Genomic DNA, 15,015 nt, shown 5'->3' with positions numbered 1-15,015 from the left:
GTGGAGACGAGGGGGATCGAACCCCTGACCTCTTGACTGCCAGTCAAGCGCTCTCCCAGCTGAGCTACGCCCCCGTGACGAGGTGATACTATAGGGGAAGACTTTCTTTGATGCAAGGACTTTTTTGGGTTGAATCTCTTACTTACGGGTTTTCCTGGGACGGGGCAGAAATAATCACTCTTCGAGCGCTTATTTCTATCCACCGTCCCGATAAAACCCTGATGCGATAGGCCTTACTTGTAGAGGTAAGCGATGGCGGTGCCGGTGTGGACTTGGATCGTGGCTGTTGACCTGACGACGTTGCTGATGCCCGTGTCGGCCAACAGGCCCAGGGGGCTGTGATCTAGCTCCCATTCTAGGCCGTGTTCGCTTACCTCGGTGTTGGGGGCTATGGCGATGATGGAGAACGTCTTGCCTTCGGCACCTTCGATGGTCCACGACTCGTCTGCGTGAAGAATACGGGCGACCACCTTGTCCTCGGCAATCCAGACTGGGGCGCCCTCGTAGCCCGCGAGCAACCCTAGTACGGACAAGGCCATGTCCGGACGGCCGCCGGTGGCGCAGGTCGCAACCACTTCGGCACCCGGCCAGCGGCGGCGGACGGAATCGAGCGCCAGCGCCAGATCGGTATAGTCCTTGTAGGGGCTATGGCGCTCTACCTCAAAGGCTTCGGCGGCATCGACCAACGCGCGGCCGGCGTCGCTCACCGTGTCGGCATCTCCTACATACACGTCGCAACCCAGCCCCGCACCCAGCAGCGCGTCGAGCCCGCGGTCCACAGCGACAACGTGGTCGCACTCCCCTGCCAGCCGACGCAGCAGATCCGCGCTCGCCACCACGGGCGAGCCGCAGACCACAAGTACTTTGCAAGCCACGGCCCTCGCCTATCCCTCAAACGAAAGCACGCGGGCCAGATCAAGGTCCTCATAGCTGTCGATAAAGATATCGCAGTTGGCACGCACGTCGTCGCGCTTCATGCGGCCGTGCGGGTCATAGATGCCCACACGCTTAAAGCCGGCGGTCCCAGAGCTTTTTAGGCCAAAGACCGCATCCTCAAACACCCAAGCGCGCTCAAACTGGTGCCCATGGCGCTCCTCCAGACGGCGCAGCGCCAGCTCGTACACATCGGGGAACTGCTTGGAGCGTCCCGCCTCGCCTGTCGTGGTAACAAATTCCATGTAGGCGTCGAGCCCGGCACCAGCGAGCGCGGACTTAACCAGCTCGGCCGGCGTGGATGTGGCAACGCACATGGCAATACCGGCCGCCTTCGCCTGCTCCAAAAAAGCCAGGAGCCCCTCGCGCGGCGGCACCTTGGAGTAGCCATCGATCAGAATGTCGCTCAGCACGCGATACAGCTCCTCGCCATTCGCGCCAATGCCCCACGTGTCGTGGTAGGCCTGGCACTCATCCTCCAGCGACAGATGCTCAAACTGGGCAAAATCATCGACCGTCACGTCGACACCGTGGCGGTGTAATAACTCGGGCTGGGCATAGGCCCAAACGGGGGTGCTATTAACCAGTGTGCCGTCGCAATCGAAAATAAAAGCAACCTTGGGAGCGGCGGTATGGGACATAAACGAACCTTTCGATGTCAAATGGTAAACAACCTGCTAAAAACGTTTTACCAAACGTCAGGCTAACAATTTTGAAACCCTAATTGGTAAAACTGTCAAGAGTTTTACCACGGCAATTCTGCCAGTGGTATAAACATGTCGCTTACCGATTAAACGCCCCCGCAAATCCGCTTTCGTCCATAAAGCTAACGCACAGGTGTTATCGTAGTTTCTGCCGAAAGTTCCACCGAGCACGCGAGGTGGAACGAATCACAGAAACTTCGCCGTCCCTTCGATTCGTGCAGCCTTGGACCTTTCGCATCTAGTCACCAAGGCAACACGCTGCCGCGTCATGATGGGATCAAACGTGAGCGATACAAAGCTAAAGCCAACGGCTAAAAAGCCCGCAACCCGTAAAGCCGCCCCGCACGCACCGGAGCTCTCCAAGGACGATGTCTACCTGTTTGGCATTGGAATGTGGGAGCGCAGCTGGGAAAAGATGGGCGCGCATCCCGACACGCAGCAGCGCACGCGCGGCTGGCGCTTTTGCGTTTGGGCGCCCGACGTAAAGAGCGTCCATGTCATTGGCGAATTTAACGACTGGGATGAGGAAGCCAACCCGCTGGTGCCCGTGCATACGAGCGCTATTTGGGAAGGCTTTATTCCTGGTGCCGAGCAGGGCCAGCTCTATAAATACCTCATCGAGACCAACGAGGGCGAAAAGCTCTACAAGGCCGATCCGTACGCCTTTAAGGCCGAGTGTCCTCCGGGCACCGCGAGCGTGCTGTGGACCCTCGATGGCTACAAGTGGAACGACGCCGCGTGGCTCAAGCGCCGCGCCGGCCACAACCATATGTCGCAGCCGCTTAACATCTACGAGGTGCATATTGGCTCGTGGAAGCGCCACGGCGACGCACCACAGGGCGAGCCGGATGAGTACGGCAACTACCCCGGCCCCATGGATCCCTTCCCCGCGCAGCGCGGCGAGTTTTACACCTACGACGACCTGTCGGTGGAGCTCGTGGACTACGTGCGCGACATGGGCTACACGCATATCGAGGTCATGCCGCTTATGGAGCATCCCTTCGATGGCTCCTGGGGCTACCAGACGACCGGCTACTACGCCGCCACGTCGCGCTACGGCAACCCGCAGCAGCTCATGCACTTTATCGATGCGTGCCACGAGGCGAGCATCGGCGTGATCATGGACTGGGTGCCCGGCGGTTTTTGCGCCGACTCCCACGGCCTTGCAACCTTTAACGGCCACATGCTGTTTGAGCACGAGATTCACCCTAACTGGGGTACTCACAAGTTTGACTTCGCCCGCGGCGAGGTCCGCTCCTTCCTGGTCTCCAACGTGCTGTATTGGCTCGAGAACTTCCACGTTGACGGCATTCGCATGGACGGCGTGTCCAGTATGCTGTACCTCAACTTTGGCATCGACGATCCGGGCCAAAAGAAGTTCAACAAGTACGGTACCGAGGAGGACCTGGACGCCAGCGCGTTTATCCGTCAGGTCAACTGCGCCGTGGAGGCGCACTACCCCGACGTGATGATGATGGCCGAGGAGTCCACCGCGTGGCCGCTCGTGACCTATCCGCCGCAGGACGGCGGCCTGGGCTTCCACTACAAGTGGGACATGGGCTGGATGAACGACACCCTGCACTACATGCAGACCGATTTTCCGTGGCGCCCCGGCAACCACGGGCTGCTCACGTTCTCCATCATGTACGCCTTTACCGAGAACTTCATCTGCCCGCTGAGCCACGACGAAGTCGTGCACGGCAAGTGCTCGCTGATCGGCCGCATGCCGGGCGACTGGTGGCGCCAGTTTGCCGGCCTGCGCACGCTGGCTTTCTATCAAATGACACACCCCGGTGCCAAGCTCAACTTTATGGGCAACGAGATCGGCCAGTTTATTGAATGGCGCTACTACGAGTCCATTCAGTGGTTCCTGACCGACGAGTACGAGACCCACCGTCATCATCAGGCGTTTATCAAGGCGCTCAACCACCTGTACACCGCCGAGCCCGCCCTGTACGAGCGCGGCTATACCGACGACGGCTTTACCTGGATCGACGCGGACAACTCCAAGCAGTCCATCGTGAGCTTTGTGCGTCAGGGCGAGGACGTCGATGACGACCTGGTGATCCTGATCAACTTTGACCCGGCAAGCTACGAGAGCTTCCGCGTGGGCGTACCGCGTGAGGGTGACTGGGAGGTCATCTTTGACTCCGACCGTCCCGAGTTTGGCGGCAGCGGATACGCCGGTGAGGAACCCTACACCTGCTCGAGCGAGCCCTATCCCTGGAACGGGCAGATGGACTCCATCGAGATTAAGGTGCCCGGCCTGGCAGGCGTGGTGCTTAAGCGCCGCGGCCCCAGCAGCTATAAGCCGCCCGTGGTCGAGGCCCCCAAGAAGGCGACGCGCAAGCGTGCGTCCTCGGTAAAGCCCAAGACCGCGGCTGCCAAGAAGACTCCGGCCAAGGCGAAGGCTGCCAAGCCCGCTGCCAAGGCTTCGACCAAGTCCACCACGGCCAAAAAGGCAGCCACCAAAAAGGCTGCTCCCAAGGCTAAGGCAGCTGCTGTTAAGGCTCCTGCCAAGAAAGCGTAACAAAGGCGTTACCACTGTAATTACCCGCCCCGTGGGGGCGTAGGATACATGTCATAACCGTTCCGGGAGAAACATCCCCGGGGGAAAGGAACGTATGAATAAGATCTTCGACAACAAGCAGGAGTTTACCGAGCTCTATCGCGATGCCGTCATGAGCATCAGCGGCAAGAGCGTCGAAGCCGCCAGCGACCTCGACCGCTTTAACGCCCTGGCCAAGCTCGTGGCCGAGAAGGCCCGCACCGTTGCCACCAAGAGCGACGCCCGCGCCACCGCCGAGGGCAAGAAGCGCGTGTACTACTTCTCGATTGAGTTTTTGATCGGCCGCCTGCTCGACAACTACCTGCTCAACTTTGGCGTGCGAGACATGGTCGCCGAGGCGCTCGACGACATGGGCTTTGACCTGTCCGTCATCGAGAACCAGGAGCCCGATCCGGCGCTGGGCAACGGTGGCCTGGGCCGTCTGGCCGCATGCTTCCTGGATTCCATGGCAGCCGAGGGCATTGCCGGCTACGGCAACGGCATGCGCTACCGCTACGGCCTGTTTAAGCAGGAGATCGTCAACGGCAGCCAGGTCGAGGCCACTGACGAGTGGCTCACCCACGGCTATCCCTGGGAGGTCCGTCGTCAGGACAAGGCCGTGACCATCAAGTTTGGTGGCCGTGTTGAGGGCTTTGAGGAGAACGGCCGCACGTTCTACCGCACGGTGGACACGCAGGATATCCTGGCTGTCCCCTACGACATCCCCGTGGTGGGCTATGCCGGCGAGACCGTCAACAAGCTGCGCGTCTGGGCTGCCGAGCCGGTCGAGGAGCACTTTGACCTTGAGGCCTTCAACCGCGGCGACTATGCCCAGGCCGATGCCGAGCGCGCCGAGGCCGAGGCCATCAGCGCCATCCTCTACCCCAACGACGCCGGCGAGCACGGCCGTCTGTTGCGCCTGAAGCAGGAGTACCTGTTTGTTTCGGCCGGCATCTACAGCCTGCTCGACACCTTTGAGAAGGAGCACGGCGAGAACTGGGAGCTGCTTCCGCAGTTTGTGGCAATCCATACTAACGACACGCACCCCGCCATGTGCGGCCCCGAGCTCATGCGTATCCTCATCGACGAGAAGAAGCTCGAGTGGGACGACGCCTGGAACATCGTGACGCAGGTTGTGAGCTACACCAACCACACCATCCTGCCCGAGGCTCTGGAGAAATGGCCCATCGGCACGTTCTCCAAGCTCCTCCCCCGCGTGTACCAGATCATCGACGAGATCAGCCGTCGTTGGCACGAGTCGTTCGACACCACTCAGGAGGGCTGGCAGGAGCGTCTGCGCCAGACCGCCATCCTGTGGGACGGCGAGATTCGCATGGCCAACCTGTCCGTGATCTGCAGCCACAGCGTCAACGGCGTGGCCAAGATCCACTCCGACATCATCAAGAACATCGTGCTCAAGGACTTCTACGCCCTGACGCCCGAGAAGTTTAACAACAAGACCAACGGCATCTCGCACCGTCGCTTCTTTGCCGAGGCCAACCCCACCTATGCCAAGCTCGTGACCGAGGCCATTGGCGACGGCTGGCTTAAGGACGCCTTTGAGCTGGAGAAGCTCAAAGAGTTCCAGAACGACACCGAGTTCCTGAAGGCCGTGGGTGCCTCCAAGCGCGCCAACAAGGAGCGTCTGGCCGCCTATGTTAAGGCCGAGACTGGTCTGGTCATCGATCCCAACACCGTCTTCGATGTTCAGGTAAAGCGCTTCCACGCCTACAAGCGCCAGCTCATGAACATCATGAAGGTGATGGACATCTACAACCGCCGTATCGCCGACCCCAACTTCCACGTGACGCCGACGACCTTCATCTTCAGCGGCAAGGCTGCCTCGAGCTACACCTTTGCCAAGGAGACCATCCGCCTCATCAACTCCGTCGCCGAGGTCATCAACAATGACCCGCGCGTCAACGAGGTCATGAAGGTCTGCTTTATCCCCAACTTCCGCGTAAGCAACGCCCAGCTCATCTACCCTGCCGCCGAGATCTCGGAGCAGATCTCCACGGCCGGCAAGGAAGCCTCGGGCACGTCCAACATGAAGCTCATGATGAACGGCGCCATTACGCTGGGCACCCTCGACGGCGCCAACATCGAGATCGCCGACCTGGCCGGCCGCGAGAACGAGGCCATCTTTGGCCTGACCGCTCCCGAGGTCGAGCAGCTCTGGGCATCCAACAGCTACTTTGCGTGGGATACCCTCAACGGCGATCGCGAGCGCCTGGGCCGCGTGATGGACGAGCTCAAGGACAACACCTTTGCGGGTCTTTCGGGCAACTTCGAGAGCATTTATAACGAGCTCATGAACAACAACGACCCCGACCTGGTCATGGCCGATTTCCGCAGCTACGTCGACGCCTGGGAGAAGCTCACGAACAGCTACGGCGACCAGGAGACCTGGAATCGCAAGGCGCTGCTCAACACCGCCTCCTCGGGCTGGTTCTCGAGCGACCGCACCATTCGCGAGTACCGCGACGAGATCTGGCACGCGTAAAGGCGCGCGAGCTCCCCTATGCCAGCACGGCATTACTCGACGGGCGTGACGTTGCGCCGCGCCCGTCGCTAATGGGTTTAGGAACATCGATGACAGAAGGAGAAATCGATGAGTAAGAAAGAATGCATCGCGATGCTCCTCGCAGGAGGACAGGGCAGCCGATTGGGGGCACTCACCCAAAAGATCGCCAAGCCGGCGGTTAGCTTTGGTGGCAAGTTCCGCATTATCGACTTTTCGCTGTCCAACTGCTCCAACTCGGGCATCGACACGGTGGGCGTTCTGACGCAGTACCGCCCCTACCTGCTGCATGCCTATGTGGGCTCCGGCGAGGCGTGGGATCTGGACAGCCGCGACGGCGGCGTGTCGATCCTGCCGCCGTACGAGACGCAGACCGGTGGCGCCTGGTATGCGGGCACGGCCGACGCCATTACGCAGAACCTCGACTACATCAAGGCCAACGACCCCAAGTACGTCCTGATTCTTTCGGGCGATCACCTATATCGCATGGACTACCGCAAGATGCTCAAGACGCACATTGAGAACAACGCCGACCTCACGGTGAGCGTTATGCCCGTGCCGTGGGAGGAGGCCAGCCGCTTTGGCATCCTGACCACCGACCCCGAGGACGGCCGCATCACCAAGTTCACCGAGAAGCCCGATAAGCCCGATTCGAACCTCGCGTCCATGGGCATCTACATCTTCTCGGCCGACGTGCTGATCGAGGCGCTCGAGGAGGACGCTCTGGACCAGCGCTCGAGCCACGACTTTGGCAAGGACATCATCCCCAAGCTGCTCGGCGAGGGCAAGCGCCTGTACAGCTACGAGTTCCACGGCTTTTGGAAGGACGTCGGCACCATCGCCAGCTTCCACGAGACCTCGATGGACCTGCTGGGCAACAACCCAGAGTTCGATCTGTTCGACAAGCACTTCCCCATCATGTCCAACATCACCACGCGTCCGCCGCACTACATTGGCCCGGACGGCCGCCTGGACGACTGCCTGGTCTCCAACGGCTGCAAGATCTACGGCACCGCTCGCCACTCGATCCTTTCGACCGATGTCATCATCGAGGAGCGCGCCGTGGTCGAGGACTCCGTGCTGCTGCCAGGTGCGCACGTTAAGAGCGGCGCGCACATCTGCCGCGCTATATTGGGCGAGAACTCCACGGTCGAAGAGGGCGTGAAGCTCGGCTCTGTCGATACCACCAAGGATACGGCCGTCGTTGGAAATGACGTCGTTATCGGGAAGGGGGAATGATCCGATGATCAATCGCAAGGCCATCGGTTATATCACCGCTAACTACTCTTCGACCTACGGCAGCGTGCTGCTCAAGGACCGCCCCATCGCGTCCGTCCCGTTTTTGGGCCGCTACCGCCTGATCGACTTCCCGCTGTCCAACATGATGAATGCCGGCATCAAGACCGTCGGTGTCGTCATGCCGGGCAACTACCGCTCGCTGATCGACCACGTGGGCTCGGGCAAGGACTGGGGCCTGGACCGCAAGAAGGGCGGCCTGTTCATGGTGCCCGGCAACGCATATGGCACCACCAAGGGCGGCATGCGCTTCCTGCTGCGCGACATCATCTCCAACAAGACGCTGTTCCAGCGCTCGGACAAGCCCTATGTTGTGATGATGGGCACCAACATCATCTTTAACATGGACCTCAACACCATCATCGACGCGCACGAGAACTCCGGCGCCCAGATGACCGTGGTGTACTGCAAGGCTACGCGCAACGTCGATGACGAGACCAAGCTGCAGATCAACGAGAACGGTCGCCTGACGGGCGTGAGCGCCGGCGTCGTGTACGGCGACAACGCCTCTATGGACTGCTGTATCGTCAACCGCGAGACGCTGCTCGAGATCATCGACCACTACCAGGCCGCCGACTATCTGGACCTGCTCGAGGCACTCCAGGGCGACTTTGGCAACATCGACGTGTGCAGCTACGAGTACAAGGGCGAGGTCGTGGGCGTGTTTAGCGAGAAGTCGCTGTATCGCCGCAGCATGGACCTGCTCGACCAGACCGTGGCCGACCAGCTCTTTGACCCCGAGCGCCCGATTCTGACCAAGGCTCACGACGTGCCGCCTTCGCGCTATGCGACCGGCAGCCACGCGTGCAACTCGATCATCTCGGCCGGCTGCATCATCAAGGGCACCGTGCGTAACTCGATCCTGTCGCGCGGCGTCGTGGTTGAGGAAGGCGCCTCGGTGACCAACTCGATAATCAACCAGAGCTGTATCATCAAGAGCGGCGCCCGCGTTGAGAATGCAATCCTGGACAAGAACAACGTGGTTCCCACCAACACCGAGCTTCGCGGCACACCCGAGAACATCCTGGTGCTGGGAAAGGCCCCGTTAACTTCTGATATCACCATCGTACGTTAACGTTGGCACCGCAACATCGCTCGTAACATGTAGAATAGCCGCCCGGCTCGCGCCAGGCGGCTATTCTCGAATTGCAACAGGGAGACAATATGGCTGATTCCAGCAAAAAGATGCAGATCGTGTTTGCCTCGGCCGAGTGCGCGCCGTTTGTGAAGACCGGTGGCCTGGGTGACGTAGCGGGCTCGCTGCCTGCGGCGCTTGTGCGCGCCGGCGCCGAGGTCATCGTGATGGTGCCCAAGTACGCCACCATCAAGGACGAGTACAAGGCGCAGATGGAGCACTTCTCCGACTTTTACGTGAGCCTGGGCTGGCGCAATGAGTACTGCGGACTCGAGAAGCTCGAGCACGACGGCGTCACCTATATGTTCATCGACAACGAGCGCTACTTTGCACGCGACTATCCGTACGGCTTCTTTGACGACGGCGAGCGCTTTGCGTTCTTCTCCAAGGCCATCACCGAGAGCCTGCAGCACCTGCCGGCCGGCTTTGAGTGCGACATCCTGCACTGCAACGACTGGCAGACGGCGCTGGCGCCCGTGTTTTTGCGCGAGTTCTACCAGGGCCTGCCGCTGTACGACCGCGTTAAGACCGTCTTCTCGATTCACAACGTGGCGTTCCAGGGCCAGTTTAGCGACACCGTGATGGAGGACATCCTGGGTGTGGCGCATATTCCGGCGGCCGCCTCGCAGCTGCGTTGCGACGCCTGCAGCATCAACTACATGCTGGGCGCGCTGCGCTATGCCGACGCCATCACTACGGTGAGCCCCACCTATGCCAACGAGATTCAGACGCCCGAGTTTGGCGAGGGCCTGGACGGTGTGCTGCGCGAGCGTTCATACGCGCTGCAGGGCATTTTGAATGGCATCGACGTCACGGGCTTTGACCCGGCGACCGACAAGCGCATTGCCGCCAACTACACCGTCGAGGACCGTTCTGGCAAGGCCGTGTGCAAGGCCAAGCTGCAGGAAGAGCTAGGGCTCGAGGTTCGCGACGACCGTCCGCTTATGGTCATGGTCACGCGTCTGACGCGCCAGAAGGGCCTAGACCTGGTCATGTACGCGCTCGACCGCATTCTGGCCGGCGGCGTGCAGGTGGCGGTGCTGGGCACCGGCGACCGCGACTACGAGGACGGCCTGCGCTACTTCCAGGACAAGTACCCCGGCACCATGGCCGCGCGCATCGAGTTCGATCCGGCGCTGTCGCAGCGCATGTATGCCGCCGCCGACATGTTCCTGATGCCGTCGAAGTTTGAGCCCTGCGGCCTGTCGCAGATTATCGCCATGCGCTACGGCACCCTGCCGATTGTTCGCGAAACCGGTGGTCTGAAGGACACTGTGATCCCGTACAACGAGTTTACCGGCGAGGGCACGGGCTTCTCGTTTAGCAACTTTAACGGCGACGAGATGGGCGACGCGGTATTCCGTGCGGCGCGCCTGTTCTGGGATAACCGCGACGCCTGGAACCAGCTGGTCACGCAGGCCATGAGCCAGGACTTTAGCTGGACGCGCTCGGCCGATAAATATCTGGACCTGTACTTCTTTATGCATCCGGAGATTGAGAGGCCGGCGGCTGTTGTCGACGAGCCTGAGGCTGAGGAGAAGCCGGTTGAGGCTGAGCCCGTAAAGGCCGAGCCTGAGATGAAGACTGAGGTTGCTCCTGAGGCAGAGGCCGAGGTCAAGCCCGCTGCAAAGCCCGCAGCTAAGAAGACCACGACCCGCAAGACGACCGCCAAGAAGGCTACGACAACCAAGGCTGCCGCCACCAAGACCGCCGCAGCAAAGACGACTGCTGCCAAGGCAACGACCACGCGCAAGCGTACGACCGCCACTGCAAAGAAAGCCGCCGAAGCCGAGGCTGCTCCCGAGGTAATGGCTGAGGTCGCTGAGACCAAGCCGGCCGCTAAGGCTCCGGCCAAGACCACTGCCAAGAAGTCGACGGCGTCCAAGACCACGACCGCCAAGAAGTCCACGGTCGCAAAGTCGACCAAGACCAAGGCCGCCACGACCAAAGCGGCCGCAAAGCCGGCCTCCAAAGTCGAGGAGACGCCCGTCGAGGCAAAGCCCACCGCCAAGACCACCACGCGAAAGCGCACGACGACGGCCAAGAAGACCACGGCAAAGAACACGACTCCCAAGGCAGAGACTAAGCCCGCTGCTGCCAAAGAGGAGCCCAAGGCCGAGGTAAAAGCCAAGCCGGCACCGAAGGCCGCTGAGGTCAAGGCCGCACCGAAGGCTACGGTCAAGCCCGAGCCCGCCAAGGAGACTCCGGTCTCCCCCGCCGCTCCGGCAAAGGAAAAAGCCCCGTCCAAGAAGACATCCGTCCGCAAGGCAACGGCCACCCGCAAGCGCCGCTAGCCTACAGACGATTCAAAACCTCATCAAACCCTAAGTAAGGGGCGCTTCAACTGGGCGCCCCTTCTCTGTAGGTAGTTGCTAAAACGATTTTCCAGGACAACCGTTCGCCGATGGTAAACGGATGTTGTTTATACAGCCTGTGTACAACAGATATACTTACATCCTGTGCGTAAAGCCCATGGCCAGCAGGCCATGATTCTATTGAACTGGACCGTACTATGAGATTGATACACAACAGCCGTCTGCCGCAGTTTCGCACTCCTTTTGGCGCTGTGACCACAGGAACTCCCCTTTCACTCTCCGTGATTCTGGAGGATGCCGATCCCGCGCAGGCAACGCTTACGCTGCGCACCTGGGTCGATGAGATCGGTGAGTCTCGGTATCCTATGACGCACGAGGGCGACGGCATATTTACCGCAGAGCTTGAGTGCACCGAGCCCTGTCTTATTTGGTACAGCTTTATCTGCAATATTGAGGGCCAGCCCGAGGTTCGTCTGGGCGCACCACAGGGCCGCACCGGCGGCGAAGGCGTAACCTACGACTACGCTGAGGTGCCGTCGTTCCAGGTCACCGTCTACAAACACCGTGAGAACCGTCCCACCTGGTACGAGCGCGGTATGGTCTACCAGATCTTCCCCGATCGCTATGCCCGCGACGAGCACTGGCGCGAGCGCACGCTGGCCGAGGTCGAAAAACCGCGTAAGGGCATTCAGCGCCGCATGGTCGAGGACTGGAACGAGCCGCCTGTGTACGAGCGCGCCGAAGACGGATCCATCAAGACCTGGGACTTTTACGGCGGCTCGCTCAAGGGCATCCAGAATGACCTGCCCCGCATCGCCGAGCTGGGCTTTACGGCAATCTATCTCAACCCCATTTTTGAAGCCGCGAGCAACCACCGCTACGACACCGCCGATTACACCAAGATCGATCCGATTCTGGGCACCGAGCAGGACTTTACTGAGCTGTGCGAGGCGGCCGAGAAGCTCGGCATTTCCATCATTCTGGACGGTGTGTTCAACCACACGGGCGACGACTCGATCTATTTCAACCGCTACGGTAACTACCCCGGCGTGGGTGCCTGGCAGAGCGAGGATTCGCCGTGGCGCGATGCGTTTACCTTCCACGAGGACGGCTCGTACGACTGCTGGTGGGGCGTGGGCAATATGCCGGCCATCAACGAGAAGTCCGAGCTGGTGCGCGAGAGGCTCCTGGGCAAGGACGGCGTGATCCGCAAATGGCTGCGCGCCGGTGCCCATGGTTGGCGCCTGGACGTCGCTGACGAGCTTTCCGACGAATTCCTGACCGAGATCAAGAAGGCCGTACTTGCCGAAAAGCCTGATGCACTGTTGCTCGGCGAAGTCTGGGAAGACGCCTCCAACAAGATTAGCTACGGCCATCTGCGCCGCTACCTGCAGGGCTCCGAGCTGGACTCTGCTATGGACTACCCCTTCCGCGACATGGTCATCGGCTTTTTAATGGGCTACAAAAACGCCTACCAAGCTGCCGAGGATATCGAGACCCTGCGCGAAAACTACCCGAGCGAGGCATTGTCCTGCGCGCTCAATCTGCTTTCGAGCCACGACCGTCCGCGCATCATCTCGGTGCTCGGGGGCGGCCCCGACGAGTCGCAGCTGCCCGAGTGCGAGCGCAGCAAGTGGCGCCTGGACAAGAACTCGATGGGCCTGGCCAAGAGCCGTTTTTGGCTCGCCACGCTCATGCAGATGACCTTCCCCGGCGTGCCTTCAATCTACTACGGAGACGAGTACGGCCTTGAGGGCCTGACCGATCCGGGCAACCGCCGCACCCTGCCGACCAAGGACCAACTGCACGACTTCGACACGCTGGCTATTGTCAAGAACGCCTCCGCGGTACGCCGCGCACTGCCATTTATGATTGACGGCGAGATCAAGGCCTTCGCGCTCAATGACGAGGTGCTGGCCTACAACCGTACCGGTAAAGACGGCGAGTCCGCGACCGTCATCATCAACCGCAGCCTGCGCAATTCGCATCGCGTGACGATCCCGGCGCTCGGCGAATGCGCGAGTGACGTGATCAGCGGTCACGAGTGTGAGATCCATAACGGTACGGTCACGCTCGATCTGTATCCGCTGGGCTCGTCGATCATCTATCACCATGCCGAGCAGCGCCTGCAGGAGCCGCTCGATCACGGTGCGGGTGTTGTGTGCCATATCACATCGGTGCCGACCGACGACGGCAAGCCCGGTACGATCGGTGCGCCCACGCGTCGCTTTATCGACCATCTGGCCGCCATAGGCATGCGCTACTGGCAGGTCTTGCCCGTCAATCCCACAGACTTCTTCCGCTCCCCTTACGCTGGGCCTTCGGCCTTTGCGGGCAATATTGACCTGCTGCCCGAGAGTCACGAGGAGCTGGCCGCCGACTTTGAAACCTGGAAGGCCCGCGGCGGCGAGGATGCCGATCCGCTGTACACCGCGTTTAAACATCGCAATGCCAATTGGCTCGAGAAATACTGCGTCTACATGGCCGTTAAGAAGTACTTTGAGGGCGAGTCGCGCCATGATTGGCCGGCAGATGTCGCGCGCTACAACGAGTATCTGATCGATGACAAGCGCTTCCACGACGAGGCCGAGCTGCAGGCGTACATGCAGTACCGCTTTGACCTGGCTTGGTGCGAGCTCATGAACTATGCGCACAAGAAGGGCATCGAGGTTATCGGCGATATTCCAATGTACGTGTCCGACGATTCGGCAGACGCGTGGAGCGAACCCGAGAACTTCTGGCTGTCCGATACCGGCAAGGCGATAGAGATTTCCGGTGCGCCGCCCGACAACTTTGCACCCGAGGGCCAGGTGTGGGGCAACCCGACGTTCCGCTGGGACCACATGAAGCAGAACGGCTATAGCTGGTGGATGGATCGCCTGCGCCGCGCGTTTTCGCTCTACGATCGCGTGCGCCTGGATCACTTCCTGGGATTCCACAGCTACTTTAGTATCCCCACGGGCAAGGCTTGCGCCGACGGGCGTTGGCTGGCAGGACCGGGCAAGGACCTGTTCCAGACCGCCTATGACGAGCTGGGTCCGCTCAACTTTATCGCCGAGGACTTGGGCTATCTGACGCCCGGTGTTCGTGCCATGGCATCGACCTGCGGTTTCCCCGGCATGGACGTGCTGGAGTTTAGCGACTACGACGTTCGTTGCGGTGTGCATCCCACGCCCGGCAAGATTCTGTACACCTCGACGCACGATACGTCGACGCTGGCCGGTTGGTGCACCCGTACCTTTGCGGGCGGCGATGAACCGAGCGGTGTTGAGGTGGCGGCCAAGCTGATGAGCGACGCGCTGGCAAGCGACGCTCCCCTGGTGATGATGCCACTGCAGGATGTCCTGGGGCTTGGCGACGACGCGCGCATGAACGTTCCGGGCGTGGCCACGGGCAACTGGACCTGGCAGGCTGACGAGGCGGACATTGCAGCCGCCGAGAACAAAACCGCACAGCTCCTGCGCAACAACCATAGATTCTGGGGTGAAGCGTGATAAAACCCCCGATATAGGGTACAGTTACAGACGTTTGAATTTTTGCGGGCAGAGTAATCTGCCCGCTTT

The 15,015-nt window shown here is 60.7% G+C and carries 8 protein-coding genes and 1 tRNA gene; 6 read left to right on the top strand and 3 right to left on the bottom strand.

Annotated elements, in window-relative coordinates:
- Nucleotide 1: 1 nt before the first annotated feature.
- The 3 genes from I4W07_RS07130 to I4W07_RS07120 form a co-directional block, all read right to left on the bottom strand.
- Nucleotides 2-74: transfer RNA gene (locus tag I4W07_RS07130), tRNA-Ala, on the bottom strand.
- A 159-nt stretch (nucleotides 75-233) separates the two neighbouring features.
- A complete protein-coding gene (locus I4W07_RS07125; RefSeq protein WP_196026091.1) occupies nucleotides 234-875 on the bottom strand; it encodes a thiamine diphosphokinase in 642 nt (213 codons plus the stop codon).
- A 9-nt stretch (nucleotides 876-884) separates the two neighbouring features.
- A complete protein-coding gene (locus I4W07_RS07120) occupies nucleotides 885-1,574 on the bottom strand; it encodes an HAD family hydrolase (RefSeq protein ID WP_196026090.1) in 690 nt (229 codons plus the stop codon).
- Between the two features lie 331 nt (nucleotides 1,575-1,905).
- Between I4W07_RS07120 and glgB the strand changes: the two genes are divergently transcribed.
- From glgB to I4W07_RS07090, 6 genes are all read left to right on the top strand, one after another.
- Nucleotides 1,906-4,167 carry a 1,4-alpha-glucan branching protein GlgB gene (glgB, locus tag I4W07_RS07115; protein WP_196026095.1) on the top strand — a complete coding sequence of 754 codons (2,262 nt, stop codon included), beginning with the start codon at nucleotides 1,906-1,908 and terminating at the stop codon, nucleotides 4,165-4,167.
- Nucleotides 4,168-4,261: 94 nt separating this feature from the next.
- Entirely contained in the window at nucleotides 4,262-6,688 is a 2,427-nt protein-coding gene (locus tag I4W07_RS07110; RefSeq protein WP_196026089.1) for a glycogen/starch/alpha-glucan phosphorylase, read from the top strand.
- A 108-nt stretch (nucleotides 6,689-6,796) separates the two neighbouring features.
- Nucleotides 6,797-7,945 carry a glucose-1-phosphate adenylyltransferase gene (locus tag I4W07_RS07105; RefSeq protein ID WP_006233920.1) on the top strand — a complete coding sequence of 383 codons (1,149 nt, stop codon included), beginning with the start codon at nucleotides 6,797-6,799 and terminating at the stop codon, nucleotides 7,943-7,945.
- Between the two features lie 4 nt (nucleotides 7,946-7,949).
- The gene (gene glgD, locus I4W07_RS07100) at nucleotides 7,950-9,077 is read left to right on the top strand and encodes a glucose-1-phosphate adenylyltransferase subunit GlgD (RefSeq protein ID WP_196026088.1); all 1,128 of its coding nucleotides are present in this window, start codon (nucleotides 7,950-7,952) and stop codon (nucleotides 9,075-9,077) included.
- Between the two features lie 89 nt (nucleotides 9,078-9,166).
- Nucleotides 9,167-11,431 (top strand): glycogen synthase GlgA, encoded by a 2,265-nt coding sequence (glgA, locus tag I4W07_RS07095; protein ID WP_196026087.1) that lies wholly within the window; start codon nucleotides 9,167-9,169, stop codon nucleotides 11,429-11,431.
- Between the two features lie 218 nt (nucleotides 11,432-11,649).
- On the top strand, nucleotides 11,650-14,946 hold the full coding sequence (locus I4W07_RS07090) for a 4-alpha-glucanotransferase (protein ID WP_196026086.1): 3,297 nt from the start codon (nucleotides 11,650-11,652) through the stop codon (nucleotides 14,944-14,946).
- Nucleotides 14,947-15,015: the final 69 nt, after the last annotated feature.

This window comes from Collinsella aerofaciens, from assembly GCF_015670745.1.
Lineage (GTDB): Bacteria > Actinomycetota > Coriobacteriia > Coriobacteriales > Coriobacteriaceae > Collinsella > Collinsella aerofaciens_T.
The sequence above is the reverse complement of the archived record's forward strand: the minus strand, read 5'-3'. Positions and strand labels throughout refer to the sequence as shown.

Excerpts from the sequence above, each read along its gene's own strand:
- I4W07_RS07105 (WP_006233920.1), top strand. The coding sequence starts at position 6,797 with ATGAGTAAGAAAGAATGCATCGCGATGCTCCTCGCAGGAGGACAGGGC.
- I4W07_RS07090 (WP_196026086.1), top strand. The coding sequence starts at position 11,650 with ATGAGATTGATACACAACAGCCGTCTGCCGCAGTTTCGCACTCCTTTT.
- glgD (WP_196026088.1), top strand. The coding sequence starts at position 7,950 with ATGATCAATCGCAAGGCCATCGGTTATATCACCGCTAACTACTCTTCG.
- glgB (WP_196026095.1), top strand. The coding sequence starts at position 1,906 with ATGATGGGATCAAACGTGAGCGATACAAAGCTAAAGCCAACGGCTAAA.
- I4W07_RS07110 (WP_196026089.1), top strand. The coding sequence starts at position 4,262 with ATGAATAAGATCTTCGACAACAAGCAGGAGTTTACCGAGCTCTATCGC.
- glgA (WP_196026087.1), top strand. The coding sequence starts at position 9,167 with ATGGCTGATTCCAGCAAAAAGATGCAGATCGTGTTTGCCTCGGCCGAG.
- I4W07_RS07120 (WP_196026090.1), bottom strand. The coding sequence starts at position 1,574 with ATGTCCCATACCGCCGCTCCCAAGGTTGCTTTTATTTTCGATTGCGAC.